21 protein-coding genes and 7 tRNA genes are annotated in these 26482 nt (G+C 69.9%); 15 read left to right on the forward strand and 13 right to left on the reverse strand.

Annotated elements, in window-relative coordinates:
* Positions 1-102 precede the first annotated feature (102 nt).
* From AB0N90_RS15720 to AB0N90_RS15730, 3 genes are all read right to left on the reverse strand, one after another.
* Positions 103-178, reverse strand: a tRNA-Gly gene (locus AB0N90_RS15720).
* Between the two features lie 82 nt (positions 179-260).
* Positions 261-332, reverse strand: a tRNA-Gly gene (locus AB0N90_RS15725).
* A 179-nt stretch (positions 333-511) separates the two neighbouring features.
* Positions 512-829, reverse strand: a complete 318-nt coding sequence (locus AB0N90_RS15730) for an Lsr2 family protein (protein ID WP_145488531.1) — start codon at positions 827-829, stop codon at positions 512-514.
* Between the two features lie 310 nt (positions 830-1139).
* Here AB0N90_RS15730 and purS point away from each other — a divergent pair, with 310 nt between their 5' ends.
* Genes purS through purL form a run of 3 tightly spaced genes read left to right on the forward strand, consistent with a single transcriptional unit; the run spans position 1140 to position 4344 of the window.
* On the forward strand, positions 1140-1412 hold the full coding sequence (purS, locus tag AB0N90_RS15735) for a phosphoribosylformylglycinamidine synthase subunit PurS (RefSeq protein WP_037650676.1): 273 nt from the start codon (positions 1140-1142) through the stop codon (positions 1410-1412).
* On the forward strand, positions 1409-2089 hold the full coding sequence (gene purQ, locus AB0N90_RS15740) for a phosphoribosylformylglycinamidine synthase subunit PurQ (protein WP_361671715.1): 681 nt from the start codon (positions 1409-1411) through the stop codon (positions 2087-2089). Before purS ends, purQ begins: the two co-directional genes overlap by 4 nt.
* Positions 2086-4344 carry a phosphoribosylformylglycinamidine synthase subunit PurL gene (gene purL / locus AB0N90_RS15745; protein ID WP_365196649.1) on the forward strand — a complete coding sequence of 753 codons (2259 nt, stop codon included), beginning with the start codon at positions 2086-2088 and terminating at the stop codon, positions 4342-4344. Before purQ ends, purL begins: the two co-directional genes overlap by 4 nt.
* A 60-nt stretch (positions 4345-4404) precedes the next feature.
* On the opposite strand, the gene AB0N90_RS15750 is transcribed toward purL, so the two are convergent.
* Positions 4405-4989 carry a Uma2 family endonuclease gene (locus tag AB0N90_RS15750; protein ID WP_365196650.1) on the reverse strand — a complete coding sequence of 195 codons (585 nt, stop codon included), beginning with the start codon at positions 4987-4989 and terminating at the stop codon, positions 4405-4407.
* A gap of 105 nt (positions 4990-5094) precedes the next feature.
* On the opposite strand from AB0N90_RS15750, the gene AB0N90_RS15755 reads away from it, so the two are divergent.
* The 4 genes from AB0N90_RS15755 to purM all read left to right on the forward strand — a co-directional run bounded on the left by AB0N90_RS15755 (position 5095) and on the right by purM (position 9222).
* Positions 5095-5892: a sterol carrier family protein gene (locus tag AB0N90_RS15755; RefSeq protein ID WP_365196653.1), complete on the forward strand. Its 798-nt coding sequence runs from the start codon at positions 5095-5097 to the stop codon at positions 5890-5892.
* A 48-nt stretch (positions 5893-5940) separates the two neighbouring features.
* Positions 5941-6387 carry an META domain-containing protein gene (locus tag AB0N90_RS15760; RefSeq protein WP_365196654.1) on the forward strand — a complete coding sequence of 149 codons (447 nt, stop codon included), beginning with the start codon at positions 5941-5943 and terminating at the stop codon, positions 6385-6387.
* Positions 6388-6590: 203 nt separating this feature from the next.
* Positions 6591-8120, forward strand: a complete 1530-nt coding sequence (purF, locus tag AB0N90_RS15765) for an amidophosphoribosyltransferase (RefSeq protein ID WP_085565504.1) — start codon at positions 6591-6593, stop codon at positions 8118-8120.
* Between the two features lie 34 nt (positions 8121-8154).
* The gene (gene purM, locus AB0N90_RS15770; protein ID WP_086806504.1) at positions 8155-9222 is read left to right on the forward strand and encodes a phosphoribosylformylglycinamidine cyclo-ligase; all 1068 of its coding nucleotides are present in this window, start codon (positions 8155-8157) and stop codon (positions 9220-9222) included.
* A 93-nt stretch (positions 9223-9315) separates the two neighbouring features.
* Here purM and AB0N90_RS15775 read toward each other — a convergent pair whose 3' ends face one another.
* Positions 9316-9564 (reverse strand): DUF3073 domain-containing protein, encoded by a 249-nt coding sequence (locus tag AB0N90_RS15775; protein WP_085565502.1) that lies wholly within the window; start codon positions 9562-9564, stop codon positions 9316-9318.
* Between the two features lie 318 nt (positions 9565-9882).
* Positions 9883-10986 carry a Glu/Leu/Phe/Val dehydrogenase dimerization domain-containing protein gene (locus AB0N90_RS15780; protein ID WP_361671702.1) on the reverse strand — a complete coding sequence of 368 codons (1104 nt, stop codon included), beginning with the start codon at positions 10984-10986 and terminating at the stop codon, positions 9883-9885.
* Between the two features lie 198 nt (positions 10987-11184).
* On the opposite strand from AB0N90_RS15780, the gene AB0N90_RS15785 reads away from it, so the two are divergent.
* A complete protein-coding gene (locus AB0N90_RS15785; RefSeq protein ID WP_365196659.1) occupies positions 11185-12027 on the forward strand; it encodes a hypothetical protein in 843 nt (280 codons plus the stop codon).
* A 554-nt stretch (positions 12028-12581) separates the two neighbouring features.
* Positions 12582-12788 (forward strand): developmental transcriptional regulator BldC, encoded by a 207-nt coding sequence (gene bldC, locus AB0N90_RS15790; protein WP_003949541.1) that lies wholly within the window; start codon positions 12582-12584, stop codon positions 12786-12788.
* A 697-nt stretch (positions 12789-13485) separates the two neighbouring features.
* Here bldC and AB0N90_RS15795 read toward each other — a convergent pair.
* Together AB0N90_RS15795 and hrpA are read right to left on the reverse strand one after the other, a co-directional pair.
* A tRNA-Asp gene (locus tag AB0N90_RS15795) sits at positions 13486-13560 on the reverse strand.
* A 97-nt stretch (positions 13561-13657) separates the two neighbouring features.
* The gene (gene hrpA / locus AB0N90_RS15800; protein ID WP_361671696.1) at positions 13658-17602 is read right to left on the reverse strand and encodes an ATP-dependent RNA helicase HrpA; all 3945 of its coding nucleotides are present in this window, start codon (positions 17600-17602) and stop codon (positions 13658-13660) included.
* 108 nt (positions 17603-17710) lie between these two features.
* Between hrpA and AB0N90_RS15805 the strand changes: the two genes are divergently transcribed.
* Positions 17711-18751: an ABC transporter permease gene (locus AB0N90_RS15805; RefSeq protein ID WP_365196662.1), complete on the forward strand. Its 1041-nt coding sequence runs from the start codon at positions 17711-17713 to the stop codon at positions 18749-18751.
* Position 18752: 1 nt separating this feature from the next.
* On the opposite strand, the gene AB0N90_RS15810 is transcribed toward AB0N90_RS15805, so the two are convergent.
* From AB0N90_RS15810 to AB0N90_RS15830, 5 genes are all read right to left on the reverse strand, one after another.
* A complete protein-coding gene (locus AB0N90_RS15810) occupies positions 18753-19118 on the reverse strand; it encodes a hypothetical protein (RefSeq protein WP_365196665.1) in 366 nt (121 codons plus the stop codon).
* A 77-nt stretch (positions 19119-19195) separates the two neighbouring features.
* Positions 19196-19269, reverse strand: a tRNA-Phe gene (locus AB0N90_RS15815).
* A 24-nt stretch (positions 19270-19293) separates the two neighbouring features.
* A tRNA-Asp gene (locus AB0N90_RS15820) sits at positions 19294-19368 on the reverse strand.
* A gap of 39 nt (positions 19369-19407) precedes the next feature.
* Positions 19408-19480: transfer RNA gene (locus tag AB0N90_RS15825), tRNA-Glu, on the reverse strand.
* A gap of 80 nt (positions 19481-19560) precedes the next feature.
* Complete coding sequence (locus tag AB0N90_RS15830) at positions 19561-21144, reverse strand: metallophosphoesterase (RefSeq protein WP_365196668.1); 1584 nt, start codon at positions 21142-21144, stop codon at positions 19561-19563.
* A gap of 83 nt (positions 21145-21227) precedes the next feature.
* On the opposite strand from AB0N90_RS15830, the gene AB0N90_RS15835 reads away from it, so the two are divergent.
* The 5 genes from AB0N90_RS15835 (at position 21228) to AB0N90_RS15855 (ending at position 26419) form a co-directional block, all read left to right on the forward strand.
* Complete coding sequence (locus AB0N90_RS15835) at positions 21228-21578, forward strand: metallopeptidase family protein (protein WP_037650716.1); 351 nt, start codon at positions 21228-21230, stop codon at positions 21576-21578.
* Between the two features lie 149 nt (positions 21579-21727).
* Positions 21728-22246 carry a hypothetical protein gene (locus AB0N90_RS15840; RefSeq protein ID WP_365196671.1) on the forward strand — a complete coding sequence of 173 codons (519 nt, stop codon included), beginning with the start codon at positions 21728-21730 and terminating at the stop codon, positions 22244-22246.
* A gap of 218 nt (positions 22247-22464) precedes the next feature.
* Entirely contained in the window at positions 22465-24633 is a 2169-nt protein-coding gene (locus AB0N90_RS15845; RefSeq protein WP_361671684.1) for a DEAD/DEAH box helicase, read from the forward strand.
* A gap of 113 nt (positions 24634-24746) precedes the next feature.
* Positions 24747-26258, forward strand: a complete 1512-nt coding sequence (locus tag AB0N90_RS15850) for an amino acid permease (RefSeq protein WP_365196674.1) — start codon at positions 24747-24749, stop codon at positions 26256-26258.
* 88 nt (positions 26259-26346) lie between these two features.
* Positions 26347-26419, forward strand: a tRNA-Lys gene (locus tag AB0N90_RS15855).
* Positions 26420-26482 lie beyond the last annotated feature (63 nt).

A 26482-nucleotide genomic window follows, 5' to 3' on the forward strand; every position in this document is an offset into this window, starting at 1 on the left:
CAGTGCGTGGTGTCATCGGCCGGCATGACAAATGTCAGCGGTTCGGAAGTCACTTCGAGGAGAGCACGAAAAAACCCCGGTCGCGAAGACCGGGGTTTTCCTTGGAGCGGACGACGAGGCTCGAACTCGCGACCTCAACCTTGGCAAGGTTGCGCTCTACCAACTGAGCTACGTCCGCACTGCCTCCGACCGGCTCCCACCGATCGGTGCGAGCACCAGCCTACCTGATCCACAAGAGTGGTCGGGACGGCCGATGCCAGAGCGGGTGACAGGAATCGCACACTGCGCCTTCCCCCTGGAAGGGGGATGTTCTACTACTGAACTACACCCGCACGGTCCTCGGGGTTTCGGCTTTTCGGCCTCGCCCCTCGGCGTGTCTCAGACATTAGCTGATCAGCAGGGGGGTAGCGCAAGTCGGCTCCCCGGCCGGCCGTCCCGGCGCCCCAAGTGCACGGCGTCCAGGGCCCGCTGACGGACCCTGGACGCCGCCCCTTCGCGGGCCCGGCACGCCTCACTGCGCGCTGCTGAACGCCTCGTAGACCTTCTTGGGAATGCGCCCGCGCGCGGGCACGTCCATCTTGTTGGCCTGGGCCCAGGCGCGCACGGCCGCCGGGTCGGGGGCCACCTCGGTCTGCTTGTACGCCTTGCCGGAGCGCGACCGCTTGCGGCCGGCCTCGACGTACGGCGCGAGCGCCTTGCGCAGTTTCTTGGCGTTGGTTTCGTTCAGGTCGATCTCGTACGACTTGCCGTCGAGTCCGAAGGCGATCGTTTCCGCCGCTTCCGAGCCGTCGATGTCGTCAAAGAGAGTGACCACGACCTTTTGCGCCACGAATATCGGTCCCTTCGTGCGGCACGTCGATACAGCTCACCGGCGTTGACGTGCCGAGTATCGGCTATTGCCAATTCATTTGTACAGTGCCCGGCAATGCAAAGTGAAGCCCGACTAAATCCGTCCGCGTGTCCGAACGCAATAGGGGTTGCGGGCGGCCCGTCGAACTTTCCCAGAACTTTTCACGACCACCGGGCTCCGACACCCGATCGTGATGCGCCTCACGTAGTTTCCTCCAACTCTACCCGCGTAGAAATTTTGTGCGGGTAGTCTGAAGGAACCTGCTCAGCACCACACATCGGGAGTGCCAGTGGCACGCGTCGTAGTCGACGTCATGCTCAAGCCGGAGATCCTCGACCCCCAGGGCCAGGCGGTCCAGCGTGCGCTGCCGCGCCTGGGATTCGAAGGGATCTCGGACGTCCGTCAGGGAAAGCGTTTCGAACTGGAAGTTGACGGCCCGGTCGACGAGGCCGCGCTCGCCCGCATCCGTGATCTCGCGGAATCCTTCCTTGCCAACACGGTGATCGAAGACTTCACCGTCAAGGTGGAAGAGGGCGCGGAAGTCGCGGAGGCGGCGAAGTGACCGCTCGTATTGGCGTCGTCACTTTCCCGGGAAGCCTGGACGACCGGGACACCCAGCGCGCGATCCGTCTCGCGGGCGCCGAACCGGTCGCCCTCTGGCACAAGGACAAGGACCTCAAGCAGGTCGACGCCGTGGTCCTGCCCGGTGGTTTCTCCTACGGCGACTATCTGCGCGCCGGCGCCATCTCCCGTTTCTCGCCGGTCATGGACACGCTCATCGAGCAGGCGAAGGCCGGCCTCCCGGTCCTCGGCATCTGCAACGGCTTCCAGGTCCTCACCGAGGCCCATCTGCTGCCCGGCGCGATGCTCGGCAACGACCACCTCCACTTCATCTGCCGCGACCAGAAGCTGCGGGTGGAGAACGCGGAGACGGCCTGGACCGGCGACTACCGCCAGGGCCAGGAGATCCACATCCCGCTGAAGAACATGGACGGCCGGTACGTCGCCGACCCGTACACGCTCGACAAGCTGGAGGCGGAGGGCCGTGTCGTCTTCCGTTACGTGGGCTTCAACCCGAACGGCTCGCTCAACGACATCGCGGGCGTCACCAACGAGGCGGGCAATGTCGTCGGCCTGATGCCGCACCCCGAGCACGCCGTCGAGCCGCTGATCGGTTCGGGCCGCACCGATGGCCTCCCCTTCTTCACCTCGATCCTCAAGAAGCTGGTCAACGCATGAGCCGCACGCCTCTGGACACGGTCGAGCACGCGGCCGCGACCCCCGACGTCGAGCTGCCCTGGGCCGAACTCGGCCTGAAGAAGGACGAGTACGAGCGGGTGGTGGAGATCCTCGGCCGCCGCCCGACCGGCGCGGAACTCGCCATGTACTCGGTCATGTGGTCCGAGCACTGCTCGTACAAGTCCTCCAAGGTCCATCTGCGCCAGTTCGGCGAGAAGGCGCCCGAGTCGGACGCGCTGCTCGTCGGCATCGGCGAGAACGCCGGTGTGGTGGACGTCGGCCAGGGCTACGCGGTCACCTTCAAGGTCGAGTCGCACAACCACCCCTCGTACGTGGAGCCCTACCAGGGCGCGGCCACCGGCGTCGGCGGCATCGTCCGCGACATCATCGCGATGGGCGCCCGCCCGGTCGCGGTGGTCGACCCGCTGCGCTTCGGCGCCGCCGACCACCCCGACACCAAGCGCGTCCTGCCGGGCGTGGTCGCGGGCATCGGCGGCTACGGCAACTGCCTGGGCCTGCCCAACATCGGCGGCGAGGTCGTCTTCGACGCCTGCTACCAGGGCAACCCGCTGGTCAACGCCGGTGCCATCGGTGTGATGCGGCACGAGGACATCCACCTCGCCAAGGCCTCCGGCGCGGGCAACCAGGTCATCCTGTACGGCGCCAGGACCGGCGGCGACGGCATCGGCGGCGCCTCGATCCTCGCGTCCGAGACGTTCGACGACGCGAAGCCCTCGAAGCGGCCCGCGGTGCAGGTCGGCGACCCCTTCCAGGAGAAGCTGCTCATCGAGTGCACCCTGGAGGCGTTCCGGGAGAAGCTGGTCGTCGGCATCCAGGACCTGGGCGCGGCCGGACTCTCCTGCGCGACCAGCGAGCTGGCGTCCAACGGCTCCGGCGGCATGCGCGTGACCCTGGACGACGTCCCGCTGCGCGACTCGACGCTCTCGCCCGAGGAGATCCTCATGAGCGAGTCGCAGGAACGCATGTGCGCGGTCGTGGAGCCGGCGAAGGTCGAGCGCTTCCTGGAGATCTGCGAGAAGTGGGACGTCATCGCCACCGTCATCGGTGAGGTGACCGACGGCGACCGGCTGGAGATCTTCTGGCACGGGGAGAAGATCGTCGACGTCGCCCCGCGCACGGTCGCGCACGACGGCCCGGTCTACGAGCGGCCGTACGCGCGCCCCTCCTGGCAGGACGAGCTCCAGGCCGACGACGCGAACAAGCTGCCGCGCCCGGCGACTTCCGAGGAGCTGCGCGAGCAGGTCCTGAAGCTGGTGGCGTCCCCGAATCAGGCGTCCAAGAAGTGGATCACGCAGCAGTACGACCACTTCGTGCAGGGCAACACGGTGCTGGCGCAGCCCGAGGACTCCGGCATGATCCGGGTGGACGAGGAGTCCGGCCTGGGCGTCGCCATCGCGACGGACGGCAACGGCCGTTACGCCAAGCTGGACCCGTACACGGGCGCGCAGCTGGCGCTGGCGGAGGCGTACCGGAACGTGGCCACGACGGGCGCGAAGCCGCTCGCGGTCTCGGACTGCCTGAACTTCGGCTCGCCCGAGGACCCGGCGGTGATGTGGCAGTTCGCGGAGGCGGTACGCGGTCTCGCGGACGGCTGTCTGCAGCTGGGCACCCCGGTGACCGGCGGCAATGTCTCGCTCTACAACCAGACGGGCGAGGCGGCGATCCACCCGACGCCGGTCGTCGCGGTCCTCGGTGTGATCGACGATGTCGCCCGCCGTACCCCGGTCGCCTTCCAGGAGGAGGGGCAGCTGCTCTACCTCCTCGGCGACACCCGCGAGGAGTTCGGCGGCTCGGCCTGGTCCCAGGTGATCCACGACCACCTGGGCGGTATGCCTCCGGTGGTCGACCTGGAGCGTGAGCGGCTGCTGGCCGAGATCCTGATCTCCGCCTCCCGCGACGGCATGATCGACTCCGCGCACGACCTGTCCGACGGCGGTCTGATCCAGGCCGTGGTCGAGTCGGCCCTGCTCGGCGGGAAGGGCGCGCGTCTGGTCGTCCCGGACGGCCTGGACGCCTTCACCTTCCTCCTCTCCGAGTCGGCCGGCCGCGCCCTGGTGGCCGTCCCCCGCTCGGAGGAGCTCCGCTTCAACGACATGTGCGGCGCGCGCGGCCTCCCGGCCACCCGCATCGGTGTCGTGGACGGCGACTCGGTGGAGATCCAGGGCGAGTTCACCCTCCCCCTGGCCGACCTGCGCGAGGCCCACGAGAACACGATCCCGTCCCTGCTGGCGTAGGCACGGAACCGATCTCCCCCGCCCGGATTCAGGTTCCGGGCGGGGGATTCTCGCGATGGTTCAGCGGACGTAGTTCTTCAGGATCTCCGTGTCCAGCCCGAAGCCGACCGGACCGGGCAGGGAGACCTTCTCGCCGAACTTGGCGACGTGGAGGTCGCGGTAGCCGCCGACCTGCCGGTCCGGTCCGCTGTGCACGGTGACGGTGCAGGAGTCCCGGTCGATCAGCAGGTACACGGGGATACCGGACTGCCCGTACGCGGTCGGCTTCTCGTGCCGGTCCCGCCGGTCGGTGTCCGGGTCGTACGAGGTGACCTCGACGACCATGAGCACTCCCTCGGGCTCGGCCCACGCGCCGTGCCCCGCGAAGTGGCCTCTCGGTACGAGCACGGCATCGGGCCGCGCCCTGCCCTCCCGCCGCTCCTCCACCCGGAGCCCTTGCCCCTGGTACAGGTCCAGCTCCGGCGCGACCTGGAGACAACGTCTGCGGAGCCGGCACAGGACGGTGCCGCGGTCGCCGTCCGCCCCCTTCTTCACTTCGAGCCGCCCGCCGAGGAACTCCAATGTGACCGTCTCCGGAGCGGCGGCGGCGATCTCCTCGAACTCCCGCACCGACATCTGCGGCGTGCGCCCGCCCCTGCCCGTCATACCGCGCCCCCTTCCAGGCGGAAGCCAGTGTTGCCCGCCCCCGGTGGCACCGCGCGGATTCTGTACGTGCTCACCCACACGGGTGAGTGCGCATAAGCTCGCCCCATGTCCCCGGCCAAGAAGCGTGCCCGTACGTACGATCCCGTCCGGACCCGTGCCGCGGTCCTCGGGCAGTTCGGGGCGGTGCGGGAGGCCGTACGGGGGCTGAGCGAGGAGCAGTTGGCGGGGGAGACCCGGCTCGGGGGCTGGTCCGTGCGGGAGTTGGTCGTGCACATCGGGATGGCGGCGACGGCCGTACAGCGGGCGCTCGCACAGCCCGAGCCGGCCACGGCGGACGCCGTGCTGCTCGACTGGCCGTTCGCGACCGCCGTCAACTCCGCCGCCATCGACGCGTTCACCCGGGATCTCACCGCCGAGCACCCCGACCTCGACGCCTACCTCGCGGACATCGACGCCTCGCTGCGCGGCCTTCTCGCCGAGCACCCCGGCAGTCGGCTGCTGCCGACCAACGCCGGTGTCCTGTCCCTGGACGACTACCTGGTCACCCGGGCCGTCGAACTCGTCGTGCACACCGACGACCTGAACGCGGCCGTGCCGGGGCTCGACGTGCCGTACGACCGGCAGGCGCTGGCCGCCACCACCCGGCTGCTCGCCGACGCGCTCGCCGCGAAGGCGCCCGGCGGCTCCACCGAGGTGCGCGTGCCGCCGTACGCCGTGGTGCAGTGCGTGGCGGGGCCCCGGCACACCCGCGGCACCCCGCCCAATGTGGTGGAGACCGATCCGCTGACCTGGGTACGGCTCGCCACCGGGCGGACGGACTGGCGGACGGCCGTGGAGGACGCCAAGGTCAGCGCCAGCGGGGAGCGGGCCGACATCGGCGGGCTGCTGCCGGTCATGTCCTGAGGGGGAGGACCGAGGGAACCCGTGACGACGGCCGACCGTCGTAACGGTATGAAACGGACCAAAGCGCCCGCCCTCCTCGCCCTTCTCCTCCCCCTGGCGGTGGCCTGCGGCGCCGCGCCCGCGCACAGTGGAGCGGTGACCGTGGACGAACCCCTGACCGGCGTCGAGTGGCGCGTCGTGAGCGTCACCGCCGAGGGCGCCACCCACCCCGCGCCGGCCTCCGCCCGGCTGCTCGTCCGCGACGACGGAACCGCCGCGGGCAACCTCGGCTGCAACAGCTTCAGCGTCTCCGTCACCCTGCACGGCGACCGTGTCGCCTTCGGGCCGCTGCGTACCACCAAGATGGCCTGCGACGACGCCCGGATGGCGTTCGAGCGGCTGCTCGGCGGGCTGCTCGGCGGCCAGGCGCTCACCGGCACCCCCGACCACGGCAAGCTCACGCTCACCACCAGTCACGGAGACCACGTCAACCTCACCCGCAGCACACCAGAATGATGTGCGACACCTCACTCACGCATACGGCCAAACCGCCCCGCGGGAAGTCGCGGGTGGCCGGAGAAATCCCCGAGTGACGCCGGACACGCCGCGCTGACCTGCGCAGACGTGGAAAGCGACAAGGTGATCCGGAAACCGTCCGGCCGTTACGACCGGGTATCCCCAATTCGGACCAGTGGTCGATCTCGCCTACACTCGGTGCCGTGCCACGTGGTGACGGTCGACTCAATCACGACCTGCTCCCCGGAGAGAAAGGCCCCCAGGACGCGTGTGGCGTCTTCGGTGTCTGGGCTCCGGGTGAAGAGGTCGCAAAGCTCACGTACTTCGGGCTCTACGCCCTCCAGCACCGGGGTCAGGAATCCGCGGGAATCGCGGTCAGCAATGGCTCCCAGATCCTCGTCTTCAAGGACATGGGCCTGGTCTCCCAGGTCTTCGACGAGACCTCTCTCGGATCGCTCCAGGGTCATATCGCGGTCGGACACGCCCGCTACTCGACCACCGGCGCCTCCGTGTGGGAGAACGCCCAGCCGACGTTCCGCGCCACCGCGCACGGCTCGATCGCGCTCGGCCACAACGGCAACCTGGTCAACACGGCGCAGCTCGCCGAGATGGTCGCCGAACTCCCGAACGAGAACAACAGCCGCTCCACCCGGGTCGCGGCCACCAACGACACCGACCTGCTGACGGCGCTGCTCGCCGCCCAGGTCGACGAGGACGGCAAGCCGCTGACCGTCGAGGAGGCCGCCCATCAGGTCCTCCCGCAGGTCCGGGGCGCCTTCTCGCTCGTCTTCATGGACGAGCACACCCTCTACGCCGGCCGTGACCCCCAGGGCATCCGCCCGCTGGTCCTCGGCCGCCTGGAGCGCGGCTGGGTGGTCGCCTCCGAGTCCGCCGCCCTGGATATCTGCGGCGCCAGCTTCGTCCGCGAGATAGAGCCGGGCGAGTTCGTCGCCATCGACGAGAACGGCCTGCGCAGCTCGCGATTCGCGGAAGCAAAGCCCAAGGGCTGTGTCTTCGAGTACGTGTACCTGGCCCGCCCGGACACCGACATCGCCGGCCGGAACGTGTACCTCTCCCGGGTGGAGATGGGCCGCCGGCTCGCCAAGGAGGCCCCGGTCGAGGCCGACCTGGTGATAGCGACCCCGGAATCGGGCACTCCGGCCGCCATCGGCTACGCGGAGGCCTCGGGCATCCCGTTCGGCGCGGGACTGGTGAAGAACGCCTATGTGGGCCGTACGTTCATCCAGCCCTCGCAGACCATCCGCCAGCTGGGCATCCGGCTGAAGCTGAACCCGCTCAAGGAAGTCATCAAGGGCAAGCGCCTGGTGGTCGTGGACGACTCGATCGTGCGCGGCAACACCCAGCGGGCCCTGGTGCGCATGCTCCGCGAGGCGGGCGCCGCCGAGGTGCACATCCGCATCTCCTCGCCGCCGGTGAAGTGGCCCTGCTTCTTCGGCATCGACTTCGCCACCCGCGCGGAGCTGATCGCCAACGGCATGACGATCGACGAGATCGGCACCAGCCTGGGCGCCGACTCGCTCTCCTACATCTCCATCGACGGCATGATCGACGCGACCACCATCGCGAAGCCGAACCTGTGCCGCGCCTGCTTCGACGGCGAGTACCCGATGGAGCTGCCGGATCCGGAACTGCTCGGCAAGCAGCTGCTGGAGACCGAGCTGGCGGCCGGTCCCGCCGAAACGGCCGCGGCCGACGCGATCCGCCGCCCGTAACACCCCGCAGTACGACACGAAAGCTCTCACAGTCATGTCTGAGACAACTGGTGCCAGCTACGCAGCGGCGGGCGTCGACATCGAGGCGGGCGACCGCGCCGTCGAGCTGATGAAGGAGTGGGTCAAGAAGACCCGGCGTCCCGAGGTCCTCGGCGGCATCGGCGGCTTCGCCGGACTCTTCGACGCCTCCGCGCTCAAGCGCTACGAGCGCCCCCTGCTCGCCTCCGCCACGGACGGCGTGGGCACCAAGGTGGACATCGCCCGCCGCCTGGGCGTCTACGACACCATCGGCCACGACCTGGTCGCCATGGTCATGGACGACATCGTGGTGTGCGGCGCCGAGCCGCTGTTCATGACCGACTACATCTGTGTCGGCAAGGTCCACCCCGAGCGGGTCGCCGCCATCGTCAAGGGCATCGCGGAGGGCTGTGTACTGGCCGGCTGCGCCCTGGTCGGCGGTGAGACGGCCGAACACCCGGGCCTGCTCGGCGCGGACGACTTCGATGTCGCGGGCGCCGGTACGGGCGTCGTGGAGGCCGACCGGCTGCTCGGCTCGGATCGCATCCGCAAGGGTGACACCGTGATCGCCATGGCGGCCTCCGGGCTTCACTCGAACGGGTACTCCCTGGTCCGCCACGTCCTGCTGAACACGGCGGGCCTGGCCCTGGAGTCGGAGGTGGCCGAACTCGGCCGCACCCTCGGCGAGGAGCTGCTGGAGCCCACCAAGATCTACTCGCTGGACTGCCTGGCGCTGACCCGCACGGCCGATGTGCACGCCTTCAGCCACATCACCGGCGGCGGACTCGCGGCCAACCTGGCCCGGGTGATCCCGGACGACCTGCACGCCGTGGTCGACCGCACCACCTGGACCCCGGGCGCGATCTTCGACCTGGTCGGCAGGACCGGGAACGTGGAGCGCCTGGAGCTGGAGAAGACGCTGAACATGGGCGTCGGCATGATGGCGATCGTCCCCGAGGAATCCACCGAGGTGGCCCTCGCGACGCTGGCCGACCGGGGCGTCGAAGCCTGGGTGGCCGGCGAGATCACCGAGCGTGGCGACAAGGACAGCGGCGCGGAGCTGGTGGGGGACTACGCGAACTGATGCCCCGGTGTGGTGCCCGCGAGACCTGCTCGCGGGTAGCACAGAAGCCGGTCGGTGGCTGTGCCACCGACCGGACTGGTGCTCAGTGCAAGGTCAAGCGCCGCGACGGTGTTGTGAGGGACCGTCGTCCTCGTCATCGTCGTCCTCATAGAGGTCGGCGTAACGGGAGTAAAGGTCGTCCTCGTCATCGTCATCGTCCTCGAAAGGCTCGCCGTTCGGCGGCTGGTTCGAAGTTGATGCGCCCAGTTCACTGGCCAGACGTGACAGGTCAGTCCCACCGCTGTTGTACTTCAGCTGGCGGGCGACCTTTGTCTGCTTGGCCTTGGCCCGGCCGCGCCCCATGGCTCGACCCCCTCGGTGACGGGGCTCGACGGCCCCAGAGTCTGACACGCGTTCATGATCTGGATCGGACTCTCCGTGGAGAGGCCGGTCCGTAGGGCTTCCACGGTACCTGAGCCCGCGCCCATACGGTACGTCGCCCGCAGCACGCGCGTGTGCACAGAACCTTCGAGGCGCCCTGTCCTCGCTGGTCAGTGGCGATTTTAACCACTTATCGGGGAACGACCCGCCGATGGAAGTGAGAGTTCTCTCTAACCGGCCCTCGGCGGGTACCGCTCATGTGTGCGAACTCGGGTGTGCGAAGCCCTCCGTGCGACCGGGTCAGTGCCCGGTGCGGCCCGCGCGCGCCTCGGCCATCCGCTGCTCGGCGATCCGGTCGGCCGCCGCGGCCGGCGGAATTCCGTCTTCCTTCGCACGTGCGAATATGGCCAGCGTGGTGTCGAAGATCCGCGTCGCCTTCGCCTTGCACCGCTCGAAGTCGAAGCCGTGCAGTTCGTCGGCCACCTGGATGACCCCGCCCGCGTTCACCACGTAGTCCGGCGCGTAGAGGATCCCGCGGTCGGCGAGGTCCTTCTCCACACCCGGGTGGGCGAGCTGGTTGTTGGCCGCGCCGCACACCACCTTGGCGGTGAGCACCGGCACGGTCTCGTCGTTCAGGGCGCCGCCGAGCGCGCAGGGCGCGTAGATGTCCAGGCCCTCCAGCCGGATCAGCGCGTCGGTGTCGGCGACCGCCGTCACACCCTCGTGCTGGTCGAGGATCCGCTGGACGGCGTCCGGGCGGACATCCGTGATGACGACCTTCGCGCCCTCGTCCAGCAGGTGGCGCACCAGATGGTGGCCGACCTTGCCGACCCCGGCGACACCGACCGTGCGGTCGCGCAGCGAGGGGTCGCCCCACAGGTGCTGGGCGCAGGCGCGCATGCTCTGGTAGACGCCGAAGGAGGTCAGCACCGAGGAGTCGCCGGCGCCGCCGTTCTCCGGGGAGCGGCCGGTGGTCCAGCGGCATTCGCGGGCCACCACGTCCATGTCGGCCACATAGGTGCCGACGTCGCAGGCGGTGACGTAGCGCCCGCCGAGGGAGGCGACCATCCGGCCGTAGGCGAGGAGGAGTTCCTCGGTCTTGTCGCGCTCCGGGTCGCCGATGATCACGGCCTTGCCGCCGCCGTGGTCCAGTCCGGCCATGGCGTTCTTGTACGACATCCCGCGCGCGAGGTTGAGCGCGTCGGCGACGGCCTCGGCCTCGGTGGCGTACGGGTAGAAGCGGGTACCGCCGAGGGCCGGGCCCAGAGCGGTGGAGTGGAGCGCGATCACGGCCTTGAGGCCACTGGCGCGGTCCTGGCAGAGCACGACCTGCTCATGACCGCCCTGCTCCGAGTGGAACAGGGTGTGCAGGACATCAGCAGGCGCGCCGGATACGTCGGTCACTGTGGTGACTCCTGTGTACTAGCGGCGAGTGGGGTCAGCTCCCGTACGGGTGGCGGGTGCTGGTGGCATGAGCGTAGAGCCTGCGTCCGGGCATCGTCCGCGCAGTGTTCAGGATCACTCGCACGGGCTCACCGCACCCCCCTGACCGTGGCACGATTTGCAGTGTTTCCAGCCGGGTCCGATGGGGAGGGAGCAGGCGTGCCGAAGGTGTCCTCCGTGATCGTCCCCTATGCCGCCTACCTGCGCGTGTACGAGCCGCTGGGTGCCTTCCCGGAGCCGGAGCGCGGCCACTGGGCGCGCTACGCCCGCCGCCCGGACCGGCCCTCGTACCAGGACGAACTGCGGCGCTCGCTGGCCGACTTGGTGCCGACCCCGCCCGTCGCGGTGCCGGTGCGCGAGAGCGGCGACGCCTTCGTGCTGGAGGTCGACGGGGTGGTCTGCGTATGCCCCTGGCGGACCCGGCTGCGCGGCTGGCAGGCGCTGGAGGAACTCGGCGCGGAGCTGCCCCCGCCGGTGCTGGACGCGGTGCTGCCGCCGGTGGTGCGCCGGCAGGCGGCCCTGGACTACGAGCGCTGGCTCGGACGCAATCCCGACGCCCGCCCGTGGATCCGCACGGCGACCTGGCAGGTGCCGGTGAACTGGTTCGTGCTGGTCACGGACGAGGAGCGGCAGTACGACAAGGGGACCGCCGAGGCGCCCCCGGTGCTGCGCTACCGCACGCCGATGGTGCAGGCCCGGCGCCGGGTGGCCAGGACGCTGCGCACCCTGAAGGAGACCGTGGGGGAAGGGCCGCTGCTCGACGGCCTGCTGGACGTCGGCCGCTGGCTGGAGGAGTTCCATCCGAGGTCGCTGGTGGAGCTGGACTACGGCGGTCTGGTGCATGTGCTGCCGGCCGACGAGCTGGCGGCGGACCACTCGGCGGCGGACGTGGCCGAGGGCATCGAGGCGCTGCGCAGGGGAGACGAGGCGGCGGCCGGGGAGGCGTACGCGCGGCTCGTGGAGCGGTGGCGTGCGGTGCGGGATCGGCGTTCGGCGAACTGACGTTCAAACAGAATCCGCCAAAACGTGACCCGCGCCACAGCTCAGACCGTGCCCAACGGCGTACGGTCAAGCGCGTTTCACCCAACTGACGGGGCGTCGGCTCCGATCCGGGCGTTTGCGTCAAGGACGCCCGAAAGGTGATGGACTGCACGTACGGGGCCCTTGCGCCTCTTCCCCCTCCTCATGCCAAAATAGGACAAGGAGTCCGGGGAGGGCTCCTTCCGTCCAAGTGTGGTGCACTATGGGCGGAATCTCTGCATTGCACGCTTTGGGGGGTCTGGTGCCTCCTGATCGCCCTGTGACTGATCGTCACGGTGGCGTGACTGTCCGCTATGGCATGGTCCATCGGCTTCCGTCGCTGATGAACACCTGGGAGGGCAATTCCATCGGTTTGGCCGACCGGGCTGGACAGATGGTGTAGTTGTAGTGCCGAGGACAAGCCGTTCGTCCTATAACCGACTCGACTCGCGTCCGCCATTTCGGGCAACGCGGGTCAAGGTGCAGAATTTAGAGGAAAGAACCGAGAAGGTTCGGTTCTCCCGAGGAGGCCGCTCATGACCGCTCGCACCCCTGATGCCGAGCCGCTGCTGACCCCGGCTGAGGTCGCCACCATGTTCCGCGTCGACCCCAAGACGGTCACGCGGTGGGCGAAGGCCGGCAAGCTCACGTCGATCCGCACGCTCGGCGGGCACCGCCGTTACCGCGAGGCTGAGGTCCGCGCTCTGCTGGCGGGCATCCCGCAGCAGCGCAGCGAGGCCTGACCGAGCAGGCGGAACAACTGAATACAGGGCGAAACGGCAGGCCCCCCAACCTGCCGAGGCGCCCGAAACCCTAGCTTCAAGCGACGCGGGACCTGCCCCAACAGGCCCCACGCCCAGGCCGAAAAGAACGTTGTAGGCAAGCGACACAGGGTGCGTCGTCGATCGCGCTGGACTCCGCCGGGTCCAGCGCGATCTGTTTTGTGCGCTGGTCGGGGGCGGGGTGAAGGGTCGATGAGGGTGCCGAGGGCGCACTTCGGTATGGAGTGCAATTGCACATATTAAATTGACCCGTTGTAGGAGAGGTGTAAGTTGCGGTGTTCTGAAAACTCATGCAGTGACACCCGTCACATGTCAGGCTACTTGTTGCCCCGGGCATACGTACGCTAGTGGAATCACTGGTTCCACTATCCCCTGTGTGAAAGGGAGTTGGGGCCCCGTGCCGATGGTGGCAGGCCGGGTGGTGCCGGGTGGGGTGCCGGTGCGGCGAGGCGGGCGCGGTCAAGGCCGCGCGACCGCATGAAAGCGTCCGGAAGCGTCCAGAAGGAGCCGGGTGGGCTTCTGATCGGGTTTGCCGACTTCCGTTGCCCTCAGGGGCCGTCAGGCGGCGCCGTGCGGGTGCGACTTCCACCTCGGCCACCTCGGCGGGGACATGAGTAAGGCCCGCGATCCTCAAGGGATGCGGGCCTTACTCCTACTGCGGTCCTGACGGGATTTGAACCCGCGGCCTCCACCTTGACAGGGTGGCGAGCACTCCAAGCTGCTCCACAGGACCAGGTTTCGCGGCACTTGGCGTGTTGCTTTGTGCTGCGAGATGAGACTGTACAGGAGGTGAGCCCGCCAGGTCGAACTCACCCCCTGTGAGTGGTCGGTCACGGTGCGGCCGCGTCGATCGCCTTCACGATCCGCTTGTCGGAGACGGGGTACGCCGTGCCCAGCGCATGCGCGAAATAGCTGACCCGCAGCTCCTCCAGCATCCAGCGGATGTCCAGGACCTGCTGCGGAACGGGCCGCCCCTGCGGAAGCTGCTCCAGCAGCCAGGCGTACTCGTCCCGCATCTCGTGGACCTTCTCCATGCGCGTGGTGTCCCGCTGCACATTCGCCGGCATCTGCTGGAGCCGCCGGTCCGCCGCCACCAGGTACCGCATCAGATCCGGCAGCCGCCGTATCCCCGCCCAGGTGACGAACCCGGGCTTCACCAGCGCGTCCAGCTGCTTGCGGACGTCCGTGAGGTTCGCGAGCAGCGCGGGGCTGCGCACGGCCTTCAGACGCCGCTCACAGGCCCCCCACGCGGCCAGCACCTGCTGCACCTGGCCGACCGTGCGCACCGTGGTGTCCACGATCTCGGCGCGCACCTTGTCGTACAGCTTCCGGTACGACTCCTCGTCCCACGCCGGTCCGCCGAAGTCCGCGATCAGCTTGTCCGCGGCGGCCATCGCGCAGTCGTCGAACAGGGCCTGGATCGATCCGTGCGGATTGGCGGACAGCCCCAGCTTCTGCTGGTTGCTGAGCTTCTCGGACGCGAACTTGGCAGGGTTCACCGGGATGTTGCGCAGGATCAGCCGCCGGGTGCCCTTCCACATGGCCTCCGCCTGCTCGGCCTCCGTGTCGAAGAGCCGTACGGAGACCGTGTCGCCGTCGTCCACCAGCGCCGGGTACGCCTTCACCGGCTGCCCGGCCCGGCGGGTCTCGAAGACCCGGCTCAGTGTGCCGATCGTCCAGTCGGTCAGCCCCGCGCGCTCCAGCGCGGGCCCGCCCTCGCGGGACGCGGTCGCCGCCGCGGCCTGGGAGAGCGCCTTGCGCGCCTTCGGCTTCAGGCTGAGCTTGAGCGCCTCCAGGTCCTTGTCCTCGGCCAGCTTCCGGCGCCGTTCGTCGACGATCCGGAACGTGATCCGAAGATGCTCGGGGACCTTGGCCCAGTCGAAGTCCTCCGCCTCGAACGGCACCCCGACCATGCGCTTGAGCTCACGCGCCATCGTCACGGTCAGCGGCTCCTGGAGGGGCACCGCCCGCTCCAGGAACGCCTTGGCGAAGTTCGGCGCGGGCACGTAGTTGCGCCGGATCGGCTTGGGCAGGGACCGGATCAGCTCCGTGACGACCTCTTCCCGCAGGCCCGGGATCTGCCAGTCGAAGCCCTCGTCGGTGACCTGGTTGAGGACCTGGAGCGGGATGTGCACGGTCACACCGTCCGCGTCCGCGCCCGGCTCGAACTGGTAGGTGACCCGGAACTTCAGGGCACCCTGCCGCCAGCTGTCCGGATAGTCGTCCTTGGTGACGGCCTCCGCGGACTCGCGGATCAGCATCTCCCGCTCGAAGTCCAGGAAGTCCGGCTGTTCGTGCCGCTTGCGCTTCCACCAGGAGTCGAAGTGCGCTCCGGAGACGACGTGTTCGGGCACCCGCTGTTCGTAGAAGTCGAACAGTGTCTCGTCGTCCACCACGATGTCCCGGCGCCGCGCCCGGTGCTCCAGCTCCTCGACCTCGCTGAGGAGCTTGCGGTTGTCGGCGTAGAACTTGTGGTGGGTGCGCCAGTCGCCCTCCACCAGCGCGTTGCGGATGAACAGCTCGCGGGAGACCTCGGGGTCGATCCGGCCGTAGTTCACCTTGCGCTGGGCGACGATCGGCACGCCGTACAGCGTGACCTTCTCGTACGCCATCACGGCCGCCTGGTCCTTCTCCCAGTGCGGTTCGCTGTACGTGCGCTTCAGCAGATGCCCGGCGATCGGCTCGACCCACTCGGGCTCGATCTTCGCGTTGACCCGCGCCCACAGCCGGCTGGTCTCCACCAGCTCGGCCGACATCACGAACTTGGGCTGCTTCTTGAACAGCGCCGAGCCCGGGAAGATCGCGAACTTGGCGTTGCGGGCGCCCAGATACTCGTTCTTGTTGCCCTCCCGTACGTCCTTCATCCCGACGTGGGAGAGCAGGCCGGCCAGCAGGGAGACGTGCACGCGGTCCGCTGGAGCATCGTTCTCGTCGAGGTGGATGCCCATCTGCTTGGCCACGGTCCGCAGCTGGGTGTAGATGTCCTGCCACTCACGGATGCGCAGGAAGTTCAGGTACTCCTGCTTGCACATCCGCCGGAACGAGCTGGAGCCGCGCTCCTTCTGCTGCTCGCGCACATACCGCCACAGGTTGAGGTAGGCGAGGAAGTCGCTGGTCTCGTCCTTGAAGCGGGCGTGCTGCTGGTCGGCCTGCGCCTGCTTGTCGGCGGGGCGTTCGCGCGGGTCCTGGATGGACAGGGCGGCCGCGATGACCATGACCTCGCGGACACAGCCGTTGCGGTCCGCCTCCAGCACCATCCGGGCGAGCCGCGGGTCCACGGGCAGCTGGGCCAATTTGCGGCCGGTGTCGGTGAGCCGCTTGCGCGGATCCTTCTCCGCGGGGTCGATCGCGCTCAGTTCCTGGAGGAGCTGCACGCCGTCGCGGATGTTGCGGTGGTCCGGCGGGTCGATGAAGGGGAACTTCTCGATGTCGCCGAGTCCGGCCGCGGTCATCTGGAGGATGACGGAGGCCAGGTTGGTGCGCAGGATCTCCGCGTCGGTGAACTCCGGCCGGGCGAGGAAGTCGTCCTCGCTGTACAGCCGGATGCAGATGCCGTCGGAGGTACGGCCGCAGCGGCCCTTGCGCTGGTTGGCGCTGGCCTGCGAGACCGGTTCGATGGGCAGCCGCTGGACCTTGGTGCGGTGGCTGTAGCGGCTGATCCGGGCGAAGCCGGGGTCGATGACGTACTTGATGCCCGGGACGGTCAGCGAGGTCTCGGCGACGTTCGTGGCCAGCACGATCCGGCGTCCGGTGTGCTGCTGGAAGACCCGGTGCTGCTCGGCGTGCGACAGCCGGGCGTACAACGGCAGCACTTCGGTGAATCTGTACTTCTTCTTCTCCAGCGCGTCCGCCGTGTCGCGGATCTCCCGCTCGCCGGAGAGGAAGACGAGGATGTCGCCCTTGCCCTCGGCCTGGAGCTCCTCGACCGCGTCGCAGATCGCGGTGATCTGGTCCCGGTCGGCGTCCTCGGACTCCGCTTCGAGGAGCGGCCGGTAGCGCACCTCCACGGGGTACGTCCGCCCGCTGACCTCGATGATCGGGGCGTCCCCGAAGTGCCGGGAGAAGCGCTCGGGGTCGATGGTCGCCGAGGTGATGACGACCTTGAGGTCCGGCCGCTTGGGCAGCAGCTGGGCGAGATAGCCGAGCAGGAAGTCGATGTTGAGGGACCGCTCGTGGGCCTCGTCGATGATGATCGTGTCGTAGGCGCGCAGCTCGCGGTCGGTCTGGATCTCGGCGAGCAGGATGCCGTCCGTCATCAGCTTCACGAAGGTGGCGTCCGGGTTCACCTGGTCGGTGAACCGCACCTTCCAGCCGACGGCCTCGCCGAGCGGGGTGCGCAGTTCCTCGGCGACCCGCTCGGCGACGGTCCGGGCGGCGATCCGGCGGGGCTGGGTGTGCCCGATCATGCCGCGCACACCGCGGCCCAGTTCGAGACAGATCTTGGGGATCTGCGTCGTCTTCCCGGAACCGGTCTCACCGGCGACGATGACGACCTGGTGATCGCGGATGGCCGCCGCGATCTCGTCCTTCTTCTGGCTGACGGGCAGCTGTTCGGGATAGGTGACGGCCGGCACGCGGACGCGTCGCTCGGCCATCCGGCCCGCCGCCTTGTCGAGCTCGCCCTCGATCTCGGCGAACACGGCGTCACGGGCTTCGGGCTTACGGATCTTGCGCGCGCCCTCAAGCCGCCGCCCGAGCCGGTGCGCGTCACGCAGCGACAACTCGGTCAGACGGGCGGCGAGGGAGCCGAGGGCGGGGGCTGGATGCGTAGACATACGCGATCCAGGATCTCACCTCGGCCGAAACCCGGTCGACTGATTTGACGCCGGTCCGCACCCGGCGATCAACAGGCACCCCCTACGGCGAGATGCCAGAGTTCCCCTATGTCCGATTCGCGCTGGACGACGTTCAAGCGGTCCCCCTTCCTCCCCGCCACCGTCCTGCTCCTCCTCATCTCCGCCGCCGCCGGCCTCTTCGCGGGCTCCTACACCTACGCCATGGCCAACCCGACCCCGCACAGCATCCCGGCCGCGGTCACCGGCCCCTACGACCGGCCACCGACCCGCACCTTCCTCGCGGGCATGGAGCACGCCCTGTCGGCCTCGCTGAAGCTGCACCCGTACCCGAACCGGGCCGCGGCCGTCCGCGCCGTGAACCAGCAGCGCGTCTTCGCGGTGGTCGGCGCGCCCGCGGGCGGCGGCCCGGTCAGGATGGACGTGTCCGCGGCCTCCGGGGCGACCGTCGCGCAGGTCCTCGGGGAGGCCGCGGCGAGCGTGGGCCGGGCGACCGGGACAGCCGTCGTGCTGCACGACCTCAAGCCGCTCCAGAAGGGCGACCCGCGAGGACTGGCGATCTTCTACATCTCCCTCGCCGCCGTGGTGATCGGCTTCATCGGCGCGATCCAGCTCAGCGTGCACGCGAAGGCGCTGAACCCGCTGGAGCGGATCGCCTTCACCGTCGGCTACGCCCTGCTCGGCGGGTTCACGATCGCCGCGGTGGTGGACTGGTGGCTGGGCGCGCTGCGGCTGCCGTTCTTGGTGTCCTGGCTGATCCTCGCCCTGACGATGTTCACGTCCGGCATGGTCTTCACGATGTTCAACACGATGTTCGGGCGCTGGGCCATGCTGCCGACCTGGGGCCTGATGGTGCTGCTCGGCAACCCCTCCTCCGGGGGCGCCGTCTCCTGGCCCCTGCTGCCCTCCGCGCTCGGCACCATCGGCCGCTGGCTGCCGCCGGGCGCCTCGGTGAACGCCCAGCACACCGCGGTCTACTTCCGGGGCGACCAGCACGCCTTCCCGTTCCTGGTGCTGGCCGGCTGGTCCGTCCTGGCCTGCGCGATCTTCCTGATCTGGCGCCATCGCCACCCGGGCGGCCGCTCGACGGGCCCGGCCCGGGAGGTGGGAGCCCAGGGGGCCGGTGCCTAGCTCAGGAGGCCGGTGCCTCGGAGGTCGGGGCGGGCGTCGCGGGGGCGGGGATCGCATCGGTGCCGACGGAGGTCGCAGGGGCCGCAGGGGCCGCGGGCGTCGGCGCGGGCTGCTGCTGGGCCGGTCCGCCGGCCAGGGTCATGGACCGCGCGGTGTTGGAGACGGCCTTGATGCCCAGATAGGCGGTGGTCATGCTGCTGACCGCGGTGAAGGCGGCGGTGAGGATGCCGACGATCACCGAGGTGTCGCCCTTCAGCCGCCAGACCCCGACGACCGCCACGGCGACGATCGCGACATTGCTGGCCATCACCGCCAGCAAGCCGAACTTCGCCTTGTCCTTCTCAAGCTCGATCTCGGTACCGCCCATTGGTCCCCCCGACCTGGCTGGAGCGTGACGCTGCCATACGACGAAGGCCCCGTTCGTCGAACGGGGCCTTCGGGTTGTGGCTGGGGCCGGGGTCGAACCGGCGACCTATCGCTTTTCAGGCGATCGCTCGTACCAACTGAGCTACCCAGCCACGAGGTTTCACGTGAAACCTCAGCGGTCCTGACGGGATTTGAACCCGCGGCCTCCACCTTGACAGGGTGGCGAGCACTCCAAGCTGCTCCACAGGACCAAGCTGTTTGTGTGCAACAGTGTCGCACACGGTCTTGCGTGCCCCCAACGGGATTCGAACCCGTGCTACCGCCTTGAAAGGGCGGCGTCCTAGGCCGCTAGACGATGAGGGCTATCGGCCCGCCTGGGCGCTTCTCAGCGCGTCGGGGACGTGAGAAGCATATGGGATGGCGAGGGGGATCGCCAAAACGGTTTACGGGCGGCGTGCGGAGCCCCCGTTCCCGGAGGGCGAGGGGGCGGTCGAGGGGGGCGTCGCGCCGGGCCGGTTGTCGTCCGCCAGATGGCGACTGACCTCGGCCGTCGTCAGTCCGAGGCCGCCCAGCTCGATCGCGTCCCACGCCTGGAGCCGATGGCTGTCGCGGTCGAAATAGAGCACCGATGCCTCGATCGGCGCGGGGTACTTGCCCTCCACCGCGCGCAGCCCGCTGCCCCCGGTCGAGCCCTCCATCCGCAGCCGCGTGCCGTACGGCAGCTTCTCGTCCCCCTCGTGGTGCAGATGCCCGCACAGCACCAGCGGCACCTCACCGTCCGTCTCCCGCGCCGCCACCGGCTCGTGCGCGATCGCCACGTCCACCGGTGTCCCCGCCGCCCGCTGGGAGCGCAGCGCGCTGTCCAGCCGGTCGCCCGCCAGCCGCTCGGCGGCGTCACCGCCCGGCGCCACCGCGCGGTCCGGGGTGAACTGCGGATCGCCGATGCCCGCGAAGCGCAGCCCGCCCACCGTCCGCGCCCGCCCGTCGTCCAGCACCCGGACGTTCTTCATGTGCTCCAGATAGCGCTGGGTGGCCCTGGAGTCGTGGTTGCCCCGCACCCAGACGTACGGCACGCCCAGCTGGGCGATCGGGTCCAGGAAGCCGTTCTCCGCCGCCGTGCCGTGGTCCATCGTGTCGCCGGAGTCCACGATCACGTTCACCTTGTACTGCTCCACCAGCGAGGCGATGATCTTCCAGCTCGCCGGGTTCAGATGGATGTCCGAGACGTGCAGGACCCGGATGGTGGAGGGGTCCGGCTGGTAGGCCGGCAGCGTGGACGTGACGTCGTACAGCTTGGTCACGTTCGTCACCAGGCGGGCCAACTCCTGCTGGTAGACGTCGAAGTCGCTGACGATGCTGCGCGCGTTGCCGATCACCGAGGGCGCGGAGGACAGCAGTCCCGAGAACCTCGGCTCCAGCACCGACTTGGGGTTCCAGGTGGCGTACGCGGAGATGCCCGAGGCGGCCAGCAGCGCGAGGGCGAGTCCGCCGGCCGTGAGCGCGCGGCTCGGGCGCCGGTAGACGGCGAACCCGAGGGCGCCCGCGCCGGCCACCACGGCGACGCCGGAGCGCACGGCGAGGTCGAAGATGCCGTGTTCCACGTCGTGGACCACCTCGCCCTGGAGGCCGGAGATCCGGTCCGGGTGGTCCACCAGTTCCTGGGAGCGCAGCGGGTCCAGCTGATCGACGTTGACGTCCAGCCGGACCGGCGCGACATGGCTGTCCAGGGTGAGCGCGCCCAGCGGGGACACATTGATCTTGGTGCCGCCGGTCAGCGAGGGGCGCAGCGCCATCGTGGTGTTCATCGGGCCGACCGGTGTCCGCACATTGCCGACGACCAGCAGCCCCAGCCAGGCGCCGACCAGCACGACCGCGGTGAGGCCGAGCGCGCCGAGCCACGGCCGGGGGCGGGCGGCGAGTTCCGGCTCGGGGAGCGGGCGGGGACGGGAACCGGGGCGGGGGCGGCGGAAGAGGGCTGCGGCGAGGTTCGGCATGCGGTTCAGGACGGCGACGGGGACGCGGACCATTGATCCCGTATGCCCATATGCGGGCGGGGGTATGCGGCGCCCCGCCGCTCCCGTACGACCGGCACGTGGCCGACAATGGCCCTGTGCTGGAGATGACGCGCGAGGAGTTCGAGGAACTGGTCGCCGAGGCGCTCGACCGGATCCCGCCGGAGCTGACGCGGCTCATGGACAACGTGGCGGTGTTCGTGGAGGACGAACCGCCCGCCGCCGATCCCGATCTGCTCGGTCTGTACGAGGGCACCCCGCTGACCGAGCGGGGCGAGTGGTACGCCGGGGTGCTGCCGGACCGGATCACGGTCTACCGGGGGCCGACGCTGCGGATGTGCGACACCCGCGAGGACGTCGTGGCGGAGACCGAGGTGACCGTGGTGCACGAGATCGCCCACCACTTCGGCATCGACGACGCCCGGCTGCACGCGCTCGGCTACGGGTGACGGCGCGTCAGGGCGGCCGCGGGGGACGCGGGCACGGCCGCAGGGGCCGTACGGGCCGTGTGACGTGATGTGTCCGCGGCGCGTGTCCTCCTGCGGGCGACGGGAGTTGAACAGGTTGACCCCGTTCCCTGTCCCCGGAGGTGGCCGCCGTGCGCCCCTTGCCCGTACCCGTACGTCTGGTCGTCACGGCACTGGCCGTCTCCGCCGCCACCGGCTGTGTGAACGTGGGTGACGCCGCCAGCCGGACCGCGCCCTCGCACTCCGCGGGGCGGCACGGCGGCGCCGGAGCGGCGGCGGGCGCCGGACCCGCGGTGGACGGCGTGGCCGGACCCGGCCGGGTCGCCCCCGGGGGCGACGGCAAGCACGGGCACGGCGGCAAGCGGAAGCCGGGGGAGTCGGCCCCGGCGTCCTCGGCCGACGCGTCCGGCGCGGACAGCGCCTCCGCGGACCCCGCGAAGCCCCGCAAGACCCCCGGTGCCCCGCCGGCCCCGCCCGCGCAGCAGCCGACCCCCGGGCCCACCACCGCGCCGCCCCCGCCCCCGCCGACCACCCCGCCGCCGCCCGACACCGAGCCCCCGTCGGCCGAGCCCTCCTCCTCGGCGCACGAGGACCCCGGCCCCCAGCTGGTGCAACGCGAACCGGCACCCGAGGCGGGCGTCCCGATGTGACCGGACGCACCCTCCGAAGCGGCCCATCGGTTTGCCTTCAGGGGTGGGGGGTGCGTATGGTGGTAGATCGTTTGATCCCATTTGCCCGGCGCCACTGCAGAGCGCGCCGTGTGGCGCGTACTCTCCCTTGCCGTGGCGGACCGCATTGAGGCGGTCGTGTGCGAATCACGGAGTTGACGGGCGCGTGCCGAAGAGACTCCGGAAGGTTTCGCATTCGCATGTCCGTGTCCAGTTTTGACCAGATCGTCGTGCCCGAAAACGAGAACGTGAACGAACTCGTGGACGAGACGACCGAGGCCACTGAGACCCAGGCCCCCGAGGCCCCCCAGACCCCCCAGATCACCTTTGCCGACCTCGGCCTCCCCGAGGGCGTCGTGCGCAAGCTCGCGCAGAACGGCGTGACGTCCCCCTTCCCGATCCAGGCCGCGACCATCCCGGACGCCCTGCTCGGCAAGGACATCCTCGGCCGCGGCCGCACCGGCTCCGGCAAGACCCTCTCCTTCGGTCTGCCGACGCTGGCCCAGCTGGCCGGCGGCCGCACCGAGAAGAAGCGTCCCCGCGCGGTCATCCTCACCCCGACCCGTGAGCTGGCCATGCAGGTCGCGGACGCCCTCCAGCCGTACGGCGACGTCGTCGGCCTGAAGATGAAGGTCGTCTGCGGCGGTACGTCCATGGGCAACCAGATCTACGCCCTGGAGCGCGGCGTCGACATCCTCGTCGCCACCCCGGGCCGGCTGCGCGACATCATCAACCGCGGCGCCTGCTCGCTGGAGGACGTCCAGATCACCGTCCTGGACGAGGCCGACCAGATGTCCGACCTGGGCTTCCTGCCCGAGGTCACCGAACTGCTCGACCAGGTCCCGGCCGGCGGTCAGCGCATGCTCTTCTCCGCCACCATGGAGAACGAGATCCAGACCCTCGTCGACCGCTACCTGAAGAACCCCGTCTCCCACGAGGTGGACGCGGCCCAGGGCGCGGTGACGACCATGTCGCACCACATCCTCATCGTGAAGCCCAAGGACAAGGCGCCGGTCACCGCCGCGATCGCCTCCCGCAAGGGCCGCACGATCATCTTCGTCCGCACCCAGCTGGGCGCCGACCGCGTCGCCGAGCAGCTGCGCGACGCGGGCGTGAAGGCCGACGCGCTGCACGGCGGCATGACCCAGGGCGCGCGCACCCGCACCCTGGCCGACTTCAAGGACGGTTACGTCAACGTCCTGGTCGCCACCGACGTCGCCGCCCGCGGCATCCACGTCGACGGCATCGACCTGGTCCTCAACGTGGACCCGGCCGGCGACCACAAGGACTACCTGCACCGTGCGGGCCGTACCGCGCGTGCGGGCCGTACCGGCACCGTCGTCTCCCTGTCGCTGCCGCACCAGCGGCGCCAGATCTTCCGCCTGATGGAGGACGCCGGCGTCGACGCGGGCCGCCACATCATCCAGGGCGGCACCGCCTTCGAGCCGGAGGTCGCCGAGATCACCGGCGCCCGGTCCATGACCGAGGTGCAGGCCGAGTCCGCCGGCAACGCCGCGCAGCAGGCCGAGCGCGAGGTCGGCCAGCTGGCCAAGCAGCTGGAGCGTGCCCAGCGCCGCGCGACGGAGCTGCGCGAGGAGGCCGACCGCCTGGTGGCCCGGGTCGCCCGCGAGCGCGGTGAGGACCCGGAGACCGCGGTGGCCGAGGCGCAGGCCTCCGCCGCCGAGGAGCTGGCTGCCGAGGAGCCCGCCGCCCGGGAGACCGAGCGCGAGGAGCGTCCGGCGGCTTCGGCGGCGCCCGAGCGCCGCGACGACCGTCGTCCGTTCGACCGTGACCGCCGTGACGACCGCGGTGGCCGCGGCTTCGAGCGCCGCGACGACCGTGGTGGCCGTTCCTTCGAGCGTCGTGACGACCGCGGTGGCTTCCGCCGTGACGACCGCGGTGACCGCCGCGACGACCGCGGTGGCCGTTCCTTCGAGCGCCGCGACGACCGTCGTCCGTTCGATCGTGACCGCCGTGACGACCGTGGCGGCCGCTCCTTCGAGCGCCGTGACGACCGCCGCGACGACCGTCGTGACGACCGTGGTGGCCGTTCCTTCGAGCGTCGTGACGACCGTGGCGGCTTCCGTCGTGACGACCGCGGTGAGCGTCGCGACGACCGCGGTGGCCGTTCCTTCGAGCGCCGTGACGACCGCGGCGGCGACCGCGGTGGCTTCCGCCGTGACGAGCGCGGTGGCCACCGGGGCAGCGACCGTCCGTTCAACCGCGACCGCCGCGACGACCGTCCGGGCTTCCGCTCCGGCGGCCACGAGCGCCCCTACGGCCGTCGTGACGACCACCGCGGCACCGGCGGCACCGGCTCCTCCTTCGGCCGCCGCGACGACAAGCCGCGCTGGAAGCGCAACGGCTGACGGATCGCCGTACGAACCGCGAAGGGCCCGCACGACCTACGTCGTGCGGGCCCTTCCGCGTCCCGGCCCCGAGTGACGCATGTCACGCCCGTGACAGGGGAATTGCTGGGGGCATGACAGAAGACGCGACAGTGGGTGTGCCCTCGGACGAGGAGCGGCTGGCCCAGCTCGGTTACACGCAGGTCCTCGCCCGCCGTATGTCGGCGTTCGCCAACTACGCGGTGTCCTTCACGATCATCTCGGTCCTGTCGGGCTGTCTGACCCTCTACTCCTTCGGCATGACCACGGGCGGCCCCGCCGTGATCACCTGGGGCTGGGTCGCGGTCGGCCTGATGACGCTGCTCGTGGGGCTGTCGATGGCCGAGATCTGCTCGGCCTACCCGACCTCGGCCGGACTGTACTTCTGGGCCCACCGGCTGGCGCCCGCGCGCTCGGCGGCCGCGTGGGCGTGGTTCACGGGCTGGTTCAACGTGCTGGGCCAGGTCGCGGTCACCGCGGGCATCGACTTCGGCGCGGCGTCCTTCCTCGGCGCGTATCTGAACCTCCAGTTCGACTTCGAGGTCACGCGCGTGCGCACGGTCCTGCTCTTCGCCGCGATCCTGCTGCTGCACGGCCTGCTGAACACCTTCGGCGTGCGGATCGTCGCCTTCCTGAACAGCGTGAGCGTGTGGTGGCACGTGCTCGGGGTGGCGGTCATCGTCGGCGCGCTGGCCGTCGTACCCGACCACCACCGCTCGACGTCCTTCGTCTTCACCCACTTCGTCAACGGGACGGGCTGGGGCAGCGGTGTCTACGTCGTCCTGCTCGGCCTTCTGATGGCCCAGTACACCTTCACCGGCTACGACGCCTCCGCCCATATGACCGAGGAGACGCGCGACGCGGCCACGGCGGGCCCGAAGGGCATCGTGCGCTCCATCTGGACGTCCTGGATCGCGGGGTTCGTCCTGCTGCTCGGCTTCACCTACGCCATCCAGTCGTACGACAAGGAGCTGACCTCCGCGACCGGCGCGCCGCCGGCCCAGATCCTCCTGGACGCGCTCGGCGCCACCTCCGGCAAGCTGCTGCTCCTGGTGGTGATCGGCGCCCAGCTCTTCTGCGGCATGGCCTCCGTGACCGCCAACAGCCGCATGATCTACGCCTTCTCGCGCGACGGCGCGCTGCCCTTCTCCCGGCTCTGGCACACGGTGAGCCCGCGCACCCGCACCCCCGTCGCGGCGGTCTGGCTGGCCGCGCTCGCCGCGCTGGTCCTCGGCCTGCCCTACCTGATCAACTCGACGGCGTACGCGGCGGTGACGTCCATCGCGGTGATCGGCCTCTACATCGCCTACGTCGTCCCGACCTTCCTGCGGGTCCGCAAGGGCGCGGCGTTCCGGCGCGGTCCCTGGCACCTGGGCCGCTGGTCGGGCGTGATCGGGGTGGTCTCAATCCTGTGGGTGCTGGCGATCACGATCCTCTTCATGCTCCCCCAGGTCTCGCCCGTCACCTGGAAGACCTTCAACTACGCCCCGGTCGCCGTCCTGGTCGTCCTGGGCTTCGCCGCCACCTGGTGGTTCGTCTCCGCCCGCCACTGGTTCCTCGACCCCGCGCGCCCCCGCACCCCCGCCTCCACCCCCGTCAAAAACTAGCCATCCCACCCCCCGACGCGGCCGGGTCCCCCCTACCCGATCGGAGACCCGGCCTCCTCCGGCTATGCTCGGACAGGCAACATCGCCTGGGCCCTTAGCTCAATTGGCAGAGCAGTGGACTTTTAATCCATTGGTTGTGGGTTCGAGTCCCACAGGGCCTACGGAATCGCCCCCAGCTCAGAGGCAGTTCGAGCTGGGGGCTTCGGCCGTTTTCAGGGGGTTCG

The sequence above is a fragment of the Streptomyces sp. NPDC093018 genome, assembly GCF_040684035.1.
Lineage (GTDB): Bacteria > Actinomycetota > Actinomycetes > Streptomycetales > Streptomycetaceae > Streptomyces > Streptomyces murinus.